Origin of the sequence: Neptunomonas sp., assembly GCF_016744175.1 — a bacterium.
Classification (GTDB): Bacteria; Pseudomonadota; Gammaproteobacteria; order Pseudomonadales; family Balneatricaceae; genus Neptunomonas.
On record NZ_JADGEV010000027.1, the window covers coordinates 1 to 12,433 of the forward strand.

Here is a 12,433-nt window from a genome sequence, read left to right on the forward strand (position 1 = left end):
AAAAAACGTAAACGTTTTTATTGTTAGAAGAAAATAATCGAGTTAGAGTATTTTCATTATTTGATTTTAATGTAAGCGAGTTATTCTACAGGCTCGTTAGGTTTATGAAGAAAAGAAGGTCAGGTTTTATAGATTTTGATTTCAGTAATTGAGGAGCATATGAAAAATCAAATTATTGCTGGTGTAATTTCAGCACTACTAGCATCGTTAGTAACTTTTATCGTTATTAAAATTGATGCTAGCTATGAAAAATACGAGTTAAAAAGTATTGCACAAAAGATTGCGAAAAACCCAGTGTTTGTCGATTTATTAATTGAGGAATTCAGCACAGACAAGAGGTTTAAAGGCAAAAATGGTATAGATTTGGCCATCGGAACAATAATAATTTCGTATGGTTCTTCAGAGCAATCTGAAAAAATAGGTGATCACTTCTTACTTTGTAATGGCCAGGAAATAAAAAAAGATGCCTATCCTGAGTTATTCGCACATCTGGTAAAAATTAATCCAGAATCACAAATAAGTAACGGCAGGGCAAAAGTTCCGAATTTAGTAGATAAATTCATTATGGGATCAAACCTTGAATCTACAGGGGATTCAGCTGGTGAGTCTACTGTCACATTAGGTGTAAAACACATCCCGGAACATATTCATACTGTAGGTGGTACAGTTAATTGGGAGAAGAAGGCTGGAAGTATTGGAGATGGAAACTTATCATCTTGGGTTTATGTCAAATCAAGTAAAACCAATATTGATATTAATCGAAAACCTGAACCCCATAATAATATTCCACCTTATGTGAAAGCCAATTTTTATATAAAAGCAAAATAAAATTAATCTAACAAAATGCTCAATAAGGATTGCTGTCAGGCTACGAATCCGTTCTTAAAATCTTTCGTGAATATCAAAGGTAATTAGATTTTGGATGCTTCACGGCTGCCAGCAACTTGTTAGCTCCACGTTAGATCCCATATGGAAATCACACTATGAACGATGAACAAATTCTCATGGAGCTGGAAGACTTATTGAGAACAATGCCTTCACACCAAACTATTACTCAACAAATACCTGAGAATTTTAGCTGGTTGGGCCGCGCTGCTGCTGCACTCGAAGCTTGGAACAATGTTAAGGGTAGTATGGCAAAAATCGATATAGATAATATTCAAAGCCCTCGCCTCCAACTACACGCTGAAGGCCTTCGGAGAACTCAGACGATTATTCATCAGGCCATTCATGAGCTTCGTATGAAAACCACGGGGCCGCTAAGCGTTGCAGTCGAGAGGGGTGGTGTATTTGACTATTTTGATGAGATTAGGAAGATTCTTGAATCTGCCACTAGTGATGTTCTATTTATTGATCCATATTTAGACGCCGAATTTGTTTCTCGCTACTTGCCGAATATAAAAGATGGCGTGAAAGTTAGATTGCTCGGCGGAGCCAAGTTAAAAACACTGCTGCCAGCGGTTGAAGCATATTCAGCTCAGAATAATCATTCAATTGAGGTAAGGTCAGCGCAAGGGTTTCACGATCGGTATATTTTTATAGATCAAGGGCGCTGCTATCAGTCTGGTGCATCCTTCAAGGATGGGGCAAAAAACGGCCCTACGACCCTAACTCAAATAACCGATGCATTTACGGCAATGCAAGGCACATATGAAGAAATCTGGAGCAATGGAAAAATTGAATTCAGCAACTGATCTAACAAGGCAAGCAGTCTGACGGCTTCGCCGTCAGCTGCTTTTGGCGTTAGCTTGAATGCGGTATAAGTCGATTTTGGATGATGAATGCTTTTATACAAACTTATATGGATTTTATGCAGACTTATGCTGGAAACAACACATTAAAAAAACCATAACATACCGGCCACTGAGTCGGTTTTTTATTGTGGGGACGATATGGCAGACGGTTACGAGATACGCGGCAACACGGTGCGGGTTTACTTTAGGTTTGATGGCGAGCTCTGCAGAGAGAAAATAGGGGCCGCCACCGATAAGAACACCGAACATGCCAAACGCCTGGCACAAATCATCAATTATGAGATCGACGCGGGAACGTTCGACTACGCCAGGCATTTTCCCGACTCGCCCAGGGTTAAAAACTCCACCTTTGGTTATTACCTGGATCTATTGCTTTCCATCAAGAAAAACCAACTGGCCGCCAGCAGCTACCGTGGCGAAGAGCAAAAATCCCGTGCGCACATTCGCCCTAAATGGGGCAGTCTCACCATTGATAAAATCGACCATATCGAGGTGCAGCAGTGGGTACAAGATGAACTCAGCGTAAAGCTTGGCAACAAAACCATAAAAGATATTATCAGCATCATGCGCCAAACGTTTGATCTGTACAGCACCCGCAATAAAACCGCATTCAACCCCACAACGGGCATCAAAATAAAACTACCCGACACACCAGACCCTGAGCCATTTACTCTGCAGGAGATGCAGAAAATATTCAGCACGCCCACCGATCGCATCCAGGAACTAAACCTAATGAAATTTATGATCTGGGACGGCCCACGGGTAAGTGAAGCGCTGGCGTTAGCCTGGGAGGATGTTGTAAGTGTCGAAAAGGGCATAATTCGCTACCAGCGCGCCAAAGTGCTGGGCAAGTACAAAATAACAAAAACGAGGCGTTCCACACGTACACACACGCTCCTAAAACCGGCCCGTGAGGCGTTGCAGGCACAATTCAGGCTAACAGGCCAACTGCCATCGATAGAGGTTGATATAACCGACAGAGACAACCGCACGGTGCGTAAACAAAAGATAAGGCCGGTGTTTCTGAACTCACAATCATTAAAGCCCCATGATGGTGACCAGAACATAAGAGAACGATTCTGGCAAACCCACCTAAAAAACGCGGCGGTACCATATCGCGCACCCAGCCAGGCACGCCATACATTCATAAGCCAAATGCTATCAACCGGAGTCGTGCCGCTGCACTGGATAGCACAGCACGTTGGCCACACCACAACAGACATGATTCAGAAGACATACGGAAAATGGATAAAATCAGACGGCGCAGATATGCACGCAACGATAGAATCAATATTTAAGCTGTAAAGGCGGTACGGAGAGTGCAGCTAATACGGTAATGCCCCTGCCAAAAACAAACAGCAGCACTGTACGCGCGAAGAAATAAAGCAAATCGAGTGATAGACGCTAGATAACGCATCTCAACCCATTATCATTCCCAGAACTGTTCCCAATAGCGTTCCCAAAATACATAAACCTAGAAAACGAAACTGTAACTCATTGTTTCTAAAAGAATAATAATGGCGGTCAGGGAGGGATTCGAACCCTCGATACCTTGCGGTATACACACTTTCCAGGCGTGCTCCTTCGGCCACTCGGACACCTGACCGTTCTGAGGCGCGAATTCTACCATAAGTCCCTATTAGTGCAAGATGTTTTCTGATTTTAGATACCAAATGAGAGTTATTTTTAAAGTGTTCGTTTATGCATTAAGGTTTACTCATATTCTCCAGTTAAGGAGGCTAGAGATCTATTAATGAGTAAATTTTAGTATTAGATTTAAAGCTATTCATAAGGTATATTAAAAATACATTTTAAATGAGGTGTTTCATGAAACGATCTCTAGTTCTTCAGCCTTTAAGCCGAGAGCACCATCAAGCGTTAGTGTTTAGTAAACGATTAAGAGCGCTAGCTGGCTTGCCTATGTTGAACCAGCAGCAACAGTGGCAAGAGTTTAGGGTGGCATTAGGTGAAGCTCTCCTGCCGCACTTTGAGGAGGAGGAGCGCTATTTTTTGAAAGAGCTTGGCGTAACCGCTGATAATGACCTGATCAAACACATGCTTAACGACCATCAGGCGATGCGCGCTTACATTCGCTCAGATGAGACAGGTCAATTACTCCATTTTGCAGAGTTACTTAAAGCACATGTAAGGTTTGAGGAGCGTGAGTTGTTCCCGTGGCTAGAACAAGAGTTCTCTCTAAGCGATTAGCTGAAGATTAAACTTTCCTTCTTTGGGTGGGAAGTAAGTGTTTTTAGTGTTCGGCGACGACTTGGTTACGGCCCGTTCTTTTGGCAAGGTAAAGAGCCTGATCAGCTTTTTGATAAATACTATCTAGTGAGTGTTGGTTGTTGGCAGTAGAGTAAATCCCACAGCTAACGGTGCATTTTATAGATTCGTTTTGATACTTAATACTTTCAGTTCCTATTTTTTTGCATATGCGTTTAGCTATTTTCTTAGCATCATTTGACGATGTTTTTAGCATGATAATCGCAAATTCTTCTCCGCCAATTCGTCCAATAATATCGAAAGTCCGAATGCCTTTTAGGGTACTGTTAACGACTTGGCGGATAACTTCATCGCCTGCTGGATGGCCAAAGGTATCGTTTATTCTTTTAAAGTGGTCGATATCTAATATAGCGAAGCTGAGGGTATCTGAAAAACGTTGGTGTTTTTCCCATTCTAATTCTGCGCTTTCCCAAAATGCTCCGCGATTGAGTATGCCTGTTAGGCTATCGATTTTTGCGGTTGTTATCAGCTGTTCTTGAAGTGCTTGGCGTGCTTCAATTTCTTTTTTTAGCTTAATGTGCTCGCGGTCTAAACGAAGGTTTCTTTGATGGCTTTCTTGGCGGTAAAACGCACGCGAGTATTCAAACCAACTAGAAAGAACGACACACATGCCATAGATGATTAAGAATCTTATTTGAAAGTCGGGAGAATAGTTATAACGTTCAACTAGCTGAGCGATAGGAGAGTTATAGGCAATTAGGGTGACAACAAGTAGTAATATTGACCATAAGCTGCCTTCGATATAGCCAAATAGAAAGCAGCTAATCAATGGCCATGTGAAAGACCATAATGCTTTGGATCCATCTTCACCGCCAATCATTATCATATAGGTAAGAAGTGACATATAAACGATGGCGTTTATTCGGTAGACCCATGTCCCATCTTTTAGGGAACGTATTATAAAGATGCCTGCTAGCAAAGCTAAGGCAGAAGGAAGAATGATAAGTGCTAGTGTGGTATTGCCTTTATAAAAGCTGTAAAGCCCAAACAGCACCATGGTTGGGAAGCCCAACACTAAAAAAATCACATAATGCTGCAGGCGTGTTTTAGCCTCCTTCGAAATGGGGGCTTTATCAGAAAAAAGGGCGATCTTTTTTGCCATGTTGTTAAAAAAATCAACAATCACAATGACTTACTCTATTAGTGTCTAATAATAAGTATAGACGAAAGATCACGTTAGATGAGCTGTTAACTTCTATTTAAACCTTATGTGAGATTTTGCGCTATTTGGTAATATCTACGCTGTTCTTCTTTAGGCACCATGCTACCGCCAGTAGCCCAGCTAATGTGTGTGGCATGCTCCATTTTATCCTTCAGATTGTGTTGTTCTAAGTAAGCTTTTCCTTTTGATAGCAGGTTCACAATACCTGGTAAGCTGGCTAATGCAGAAGGTTCCAAAGAGAGCTGCTCAGTATCTTTTAACAGTTTTAGTAGCCGATACATGTTGTCATCATTGATGGTGTAGATTCCGCTTAGCAGCGGTTCCATGAACTTACCAACAAAGGCAGAAGGGCGGCCGACGGCGAGCCCGTCGGCACAGGTTTTATTTTCAATACCAATATCTTGCACGCAAATATCATCATGTAAGCCTGTGTACATACCTAACAACATGCAGGGTGATTGTGTGGGTTCTGCGAAGAAACAATGTACATTATTGCCAAATACTTGCTTTAACCCAAACGCAACACCGCCTGGCCCGCCCCCAACACCACATGGAAGGTAAACAAATAATGGGTGATCTGCATCGACAGTGATTTTGTTCTCGTCTAATTGTCTCTGTAAACGTAACGCTGCAACACTGTAACCTAGAAATAGATCCTGAGAATTCTCATCATCGATAAAATGCGCGCGTGGCGTTTTTTTTGCTTGTTCTCGCCCTTCTTCGACTGCTTTACTGTAATCATCAGCATGCTCTACAACAGAGACTCCTTTGCTACGTAATAAGTCTTTTTTCCATTGGCGGGCATCTGCTGACATATGTACGCTCACTTGAAAACCCAGTTTTGCGCTCATAATGCCTATGCTTAATCCAAGGTTGCCCGTAGATCCCACAATGATGCTGTGTTGTGCAAAAAAGCCGCGTAATTTAGGCGTGTTTAGCGCGCGGTAATCGGCGTCTGTATTTAACAGCCCTGCTTCAATTGTGAGTGTTTCGGCATGTTTAAGAACTTCATAAATACCGCCACGTGCTTTGATTGATCCGGATACGGGTAAGTGGCTGTCGCATTTCATCCAAAGCTTACCCGGTAGCTCCTGTGCTGCTAGTGTAGAGAGTGCCTGTTGGGCATTTGGGATGGCTCGTAAAGGAGATTCGATTAACCCGTTGCTTTTCGCTGTTTCTGGGAATACGTCAGCTATATAAACAGCAAACCTATCTAAGCGATCGGCAGCATCTTTAATGTCTGAGCCATTTAATACAAGGTGCTCTTTCACCTCTGAAAAATTCTGTAATAAAGGGTTTTCCCAAAAAAGCTCAAGCTGTTCTTTAAGGTGAGAGATCAGAGGAAGGGTATTAAGTAATGCTTGCTGGTCTGTTGTTAGGTTCATGATATCTCGATACAAAATCAGAAGGTGGTTTGCGACTCGGGGGCCTAAAAGTTGTTGTGTCTGAAAAATGGGCAAATAAATTATGGGTATCCCTAAGTGAATGTTCGAGTATAAATGAGTCCGAGGGGTTTTTTGAAGCAATAAAAAAGCCCACAAGACTGGATCTTGTGGGCTTGTCTGTTGTTACTTCAGTGCGAAATAACGAGTACCAGCTTACTGATGAACAGAAGCAAGTGCGCTATTTAATGTAGCACTTGGGCGCATTACGCGTTTAACTGTATCGCGTTGAGCATGGTAGTAACCGTCTAAGTCAGCAGGCGTGCCTTGTACAGCGCTAAGCTCAGCTACAATAGTTGCTTCATTGTCAGCGAGTGTTTTAGCCAACGGTGCAAACAAAGTTGCCAGCTCTTTATCTTCAGTTTGTGCTGCAACGGCTTGAGCCCAGTACATACCTAGATAGAAATGGCTACCACGGTTATCTAGCTCACCCGTTTTGCGTGAAGGAGACTTGTTGTTTTCTAGAAGCTTGCCTGTTGCTTGGTCAAGGGTCTTAGATAGCGTTGTAGCACGTGGGTTATCATTTTTGATACCCATATCTTCTAGAGATACTGCTAGTGCCATAAATTCGCCGAGTGAATCCCAACGCAAGTGATTTTCTTCTTCTACCTGCTGCACGTGTTTAGGTGCTGAACCGCCAGCACCCGTTTCGTACATACCGCCGCCTTTAAGCATGGGTACGATAGAAAGCATTTTAGCTGATGTACCTAATTCCATAATCGGGAATAGGTCAGTCAGGTAATCACGTAGTACGTTACCTGTTACTGAAATAGTGTCTTGGCTACGGATCTGGCGTTCCATAGAAACACGAATCGCTTCGTCGTAAGACATGATGCGAATATCCAGACCATTTGTGTCGTGGTCTTGCAGATAAACACGTACTTTTTTAGCCAGTTCCATGTCATGAGCACGCTCAGGATCTAACCAGAAAAGAGCAGGAGTGTCGGATTGGCGAGCACGCGTTACAGCAAGTTTTACCCAGTCACGTACAGGCTCATCTTTGGTCTGACATGCGCGCCAGATATCACCTTTTTCTACTTCGTGTTGCGTCAGTACGTTACCTGCAGTATCAACAATACGCATGATACCGTCTTCAGCTAGCTCAAACGTTTTATCGTGAGAACCATACTCTTCTGCTTTCTTAGCCATCAAACCAACGTTAGGTACAGTACCCATTGTTGTTGGATCAAATGCACCGTTAGTTTTACAGAAGTTGATCATTTCTTGGTAGATGCGAGAGTACGTGCTTTCTGGCATAACCGCTTTAGTATCTTTTTGCTTACCATCTGGCCCCCACATCTGACCAGAATTACGGATCATGGCTGGCATAGAGGCATCAACGATAACGTCACTAGGCACGTGTAGGTTAGAGATCCCTTTTACGGAATCAACCATCGCCATTTCAGGACGAGTTGCGTAGCAAGCTTGAATATCTTCTTCGATCTCTTCGCGCTTAGAGCGTGGTAGGCTAGCAATTTTATCGTAAACACTGCCTAAACCATTGTTTGGGTTAACTTCAAGTCTTGCAAATAGCTCAGCGTGCTTTTCAAAAAGATCTTTATAGAAAACCGTAACTGCATGTCCAAATACGATAGGGTGAGAAACTTTCATCATGGTAGCTTTAACGTGTAAAGACCACATAACACCCGTTTCTTTTGCATCGTTTAGGCTGTTTTCAAAGAATTCACGAAGTGCTTTGCAGCTCATGAACATGCCGTCTATGATTTCGTTTTGTTCAAGACGCAGTTCTTTTTTGATTTCTACAGAGCCGTCTTTCGATACAAATTCAATACGGATATCTGTTTCTTTATCTACAGTAGTAGACTGCTCGCTCGAGAAGAAATCACCGCCATTCATATAGTCAGCGTGTGTACGTGATGCTTTGCTCCATTTACCCATTCTGTGTGGGAATTTACGAACAAAGGCTTTTACAGCAGCAGGAGCGCGACGATCTGAGTTACCTTCACGCAGTACTGGGTTTACAGCACTACCAAGAAGTTTACCAAAGCGTGTTTGAGTCGTTTGCTCTTCATCGCTATGCGCCACTTCAGGATAGTTAGGGATATCATATCCCTGAGCCTGTAATTCAGCGATACAAGCTTTTAACTGAGGAATTGAAGCACTGATATTAGGAAGCTTAATAATATTTGCAGAAGGATCTTGAGTCAGCTTGCCTAGAAAAGAAAGGCCATCTGCTACTTGCTGATCGTCAGTAAGTTTTTCGGGAAAAGCAGAAAGAATACGGCCTGCTAATGAAATGTCACTAATTTTAACATCGATGTCTGCAGCTGCTGTAAATGTTCTTACGATAGGTAATAAAGAACAGGTAGCCAGTGATGGAGCTTCGTCAGTAAGGGTGTAATAAATCGTTTGTTTCTTGGTAGTCATTTCTCATCCCCGAGTAGTTTAGCTGGATCGCAACAGGCTTGAAGTAAGCTGACTTTTGGTCTGGTTACTTCACTGGTCCAAGCCTTTCTTCTATGTTTAGCGAGCGGAATTATACCGGAAGAGTAATAGCTGTTATACGGTTGGACTATGCACTTAAGGATAATAAAACGATTTTTTTGTAAAAAATCTACAAAAACAGGGGCGACCTAATACTTAGGTTTCACAATCTATCGTCTGTATTTGAGTGGCTAAGCCATTTTTTTTAAAAAATAAGAAAATTAGAATTACGTGAGAGTATTTGACCGAATAATTCATGTCGCTACATGCATTATGACGGTAGCCGGCTGTTTGTTATAGGGTGCCGGCTCCGCCTAGTAAAGTCGCTATATTACATGGATGCATTAACGAGCAGTCGATTCGTGTGCTTCTCCATTTTTAACGATTAATAGCTATAAAGGTCGTGTTTTTAGTGAGTTTGAAGCCATTATTCTGGAAATTTATACTTACCTCACTACGTGGGGGAAGTGGTTTCAAAGCACAAATTCTATAGGGAAGCCATTGCCCAAAACTCTCTTGTTTGATCGTTTTGTTACCTTCAAGCGTAGCGGTTGGTAGCCCCGAAATACTTAAATGAAACTGCTGACGTTCCGATCTGAAATTTTCTAGTTTAAACAAGTATCTATTACAAATTGTTTCTTCGTTAAGCTGATGAAATAGTGCGCCGCGGTCACGACGGATCTCGACTAATAACTCTGTTTTTCCACTAAATCCGTAAACTACAGCAGCACAGGTTGTCAGTAAGACGAGTAAGTAACCGACAAGGCGGGGGCGCCAAAGTGGGCTACTGCGCTTTTCCAGTTGGTCTTCAGAGCAAAAGCGAATCAAGCCTTTAGGGCGTTGTATTTTTTCCATAACGGTATCGCAGGCGTCAATACAAGCACCGCAATCGATACAGGCTGCTTGAAGGCCGTTTCGAATATCAATCCCAGTAGGACAGACTTGTACACAGAGTCCACAGTCTACACAGTCCCCGCTGCTACCATCAGATGAGCGCTTGCTACTACGAGGCTCTCCTCTGTTTTTATCGTAACTAACAGTGCGGGTTTGATCATCAAACATGACACCCTGAAAACGAGAGTATGGACACGCATGTAAACAGATTTTTTCTCTTACAAGACCTGCATTAAGATAGGTTAGAACAGCCATGCAGGTTAACCAACCTAGGGTTCCTGCGCCTGCTTGCCAAGTAAATAGGTCTGAAACGAGTTCACGAATAGGAATAAAGTAGCCTGTAAAAGTTACCGCTGTAAAAATAGAAAAGCTAACCCACAAAAGGTGTTTGCTTATACGGCGTAGCAGTAGTGAGCCATTCAAAGGTTGATTTTCTTGGCGGGCTCTAATATTGGCGCGTCCTTCAGTCCATTGCTCTATACGGATAAAGACCCATGTCCAAATACTTTGTGGGCAGGCAAAACCACACCAAACACGCCCCCAGCCCACGGCCATAAAGAATAATAAGCTAGTACCCGCAATCATGATGCCTGCCAACAATGGCAAGTCATGCCAAGAGAGTGACGTTCCAAAAAGTAGTATTCGGCGTTGGCTAAAATCAAATAATAGCCAAGGTTGCCCATCAACCTGTAACCACACTAAAGCAAAGTAGATACACAGGAGTGGCCAACTAATAAGACGACGAAGATGTTGAAAAAAACCTTCGGTCAAGCGAACGTGGATTTTGCTATCAACGGCAAACGTAGAAGCATCGATAATTTGGACAGGAATTTTTTGCATCATTCACAACTTCGCTAATGAGACTTGGGAGGGTCAAAGCATATAGAAGAAGTGAAAATAGGATCAGGGATAAAAAAATAAAACTATTGCGGTACAGATTGCGTTGATAGTGTTTAATAGGGCTATGCACGCGAGCAAGGCTGAAAACAAAATGAGTAGAGAATACCGGTATCAACAATTAGAAACATGGCTGCTCGAAGGTATTGCGGGGCAGCGCTGGGGGGTAGGAGAGAGACTGCCTTCTGTGCGCGATATGTGCCTAGAGCAACAACTTTCTAAAGCGACGGTGTTGCATGCTTATCAGAGGTTAGAAGCCCGAGGGCTGGTGGAAGCACGTCCTAAATCGGGATACTTTGTGCTGCCAAGTATAGCGAGCAGAGCTGCACCGTTGATTGATACAAGTGCTGTCGTGGCACCTTCCCCGGTAACCGTTAGCGACGTTGTTATGGATATTATGTCCAGAGGTGCTGCGTTTGATATCTTATCTGGATTACAAAATGAGCGCTTACCTGCACATAAAAATACAGAGAGTCGTTACCTTGAAGCAAATAACGCCGGAATAACTGCGTTGAACCGTAGTATCGGTCGTGCTTTGCGTAGCCAAACTGGCAGTGCACATCAATACTATGATGAACCAGCAGGAGACAGTGAATTACGAGAGCAGTTAGCGCAGCGATATCGACGATATGGATGTGAGCGCAGCGCTGAAGATTATTGTATTACCGCAGGTTGCCAGCAGTCCCTTTTTTTAGCTTTGATGGCCTCTTGTCAGCGCGGTGATATTGTTGCTGTTGAATCTCCTGGCTTTTACGGAGTTTTGCAGTTGCTTGAACAACTGGGTTTGCAGGTTGTTGAAATTCCATCATCATCGGTAGCAGGTTTAGATGCTGATGCGCTAGAAAGTGCATTACAACAATGGAATATTCGCGCGTGTGTTGTTACGCCCGCTTATGCAACCCCCACCGGTGCTAACTTACCCTTAGCAACACGTAAAAAACTCCTTGTATTAGCAGAGCAGTATGATCTGGCATTGATCGAAGATGACATATACGGGGAGCTTGGCTTTTTAGGGCGACCAGATCCTTTAAAAGCAGAAGATAAATCCGGTCGGGTTATTCTTTGTAGTTCTTTTTCTAAGAGCCTTTCTCGTGATTTACGAATTGGCTGGATAGATGCAGGTCGTTGGCATCATCAAGTGAAGCGACTAAAACTAGTGACCTTGTTAGCGAGCAGTCGCTTTGTGCAGCAAGGGCTTGCTAGTTTTTTAAAAGATGGTGGTTACGACACGTATCTGCGTCGCCAGAGAGAGCAGCTACGACAGCAGCGAGATCAGTTAGTTGAATTTTTGGATAAGCATTGGCTCGCAGACGTTCGCTTTAGTGTGCCTGAAGGTGGGGTTGCAATGTGGTTACAATTGTCTGAAGAGGTTGATACGCTTTCGGCATATGGCGTTGCGCTCAGTAAAGGAGTTGTTATAACACCAGGGTCGCTGTTTTCTTCAACTGATAACTACCGGAATTGCTTACGGTTGAGCTTTTTACATCCGTTAACCACTACGCGAAAAGATGCTTTGAAAACATTAATGGGAGTGATTTCCCATTAATGTTGTT

Annotated in this window: 9 protein-coding genes and 1 tRNA gene; 5 read left to right on the forward strand and 5 right to left on the reverse strand. The window is 43.0% G+C overall.

Annotation, left to right across the window (positions count from 1 at the left end; genetic code table 11):
- Positions 1-159: 159 nt before the first annotated feature.
- The 3 genes from QZZ55_RS12785 (at position 160) to QZZ55_RS12795 (ending at position 3,059) form a co-directional block, all read left to right on the forward strand.
- Positions 160-828 (forward strand): tail fiber protein, encoded by a 669-nt coding sequence (locus QZZ55_RS12785; protein WP_293267728.1) that lies wholly within the window; start codon positions 160-162, stop codon positions 826-828.
- A 155-nt stretch (positions 829-983) separates the two neighbouring features.
- A complete protein-coding gene (locus tag QZZ55_RS12790) occupies positions 984-1,694 on the forward strand; it encodes a hypothetical protein (protein WP_293267729.1) in 711 nt (236 codons plus the stop codon).
- Between the two features lie 198 nt (positions 1,695-1,892).
- Positions 1,893-3,059, forward strand: coding sequence for a DUF3596 domain-containing protein (locus QZZ55_RS12795; protein WP_293267730.1), 1,167 nt, complete (start codon positions 1,893-1,895; stop codon positions 3,057-3,059).
- A gap of 213 nt (positions 3,060-3,272) precedes the next feature.
- On the opposite strand, the gene QZZ55_RS12800 is transcribed toward QZZ55_RS12795, so the two are convergent.
- Positions 3,273-3,360: transfer RNA gene (locus QZZ55_RS12800), tRNA-Ser, on the reverse strand.
- Between the two features lie 221 nt (positions 3,361-3,581).
- Here QZZ55_RS12800 and QZZ55_RS12805 point away from each other — a divergent pair.
- Entirely contained in the window at positions 3,582-3,962 is a 381-nt protein-coding gene (locus QZZ55_RS12805; protein WP_293267731.1) for a hemerythrin domain-containing protein, read from the forward strand.
- A gap of 43 nt (positions 3,963-4,005) precedes the next feature.
- Here the strand turns inward: QZZ55_RS12805 and QZZ55_RS12810 are convergent, their stop codons facing one another.
- The 4 genes from QZZ55_RS12810 to ccoG form a co-directional block, all read right to left on the reverse strand.
- Positions 4,006-5,166, reverse strand: coding sequence for a GGDEF domain-containing protein (locus QZZ55_RS12810; RefSeq protein ID WP_293267732.1), 1,161 nt, complete (start codon positions 5,164-5,166; stop codon positions 4,006-4,008).
- 80 nt (positions 5,167-5,246) lie between these two features.
- Positions 5,247-6,587, reverse strand: a complete 1,341-nt coding sequence (locus QZZ55_RS12815; protein ID WP_293267733.1) for a D-serine ammonia-lyase — start codon at positions 6,585-6,587, stop codon at positions 5,247-5,249.
- Between the two features lie 213 nt (positions 6,588-6,800).
- On the reverse strand, positions 6,801-9,032 hold the full coding sequence (locus tag QZZ55_RS12820) for an NADP-dependent isocitrate dehydrogenase (protein ID WP_293267734.1): 2,232 nt from the start codon (positions 9,030-9,032) through the stop codon (positions 6,801-6,803).
- Positions 9,033-9,467: 435 nt separating this feature from the next.
- Positions 9,468-10,826: a cytochrome c oxidase accessory protein CcoG gene (ccoG, locus tag QZZ55_RS12825; protein WP_293267735.1), complete on the reverse strand. Its 1,359-nt coding sequence runs from the start codon at positions 10,824-10,826 to the stop codon at positions 9,468-9,470.
- 148 nt (positions 10,827-10,974) lie between these two features.
- Between ccoG and QZZ55_RS12830 the strand changes: the two genes are divergently transcribed.
- On the forward strand, positions 10,975-12,426 hold the full coding sequence (locus tag QZZ55_RS12830) for a PLP-dependent aminotransferase family protein (RefSeq protein ID WP_293267736.1): 1,452 nt from the start codon (positions 10,975-10,977) through the stop codon (positions 12,424-12,426).
- Positions 12,427-12,433: the final 7 nt, after the last annotated feature.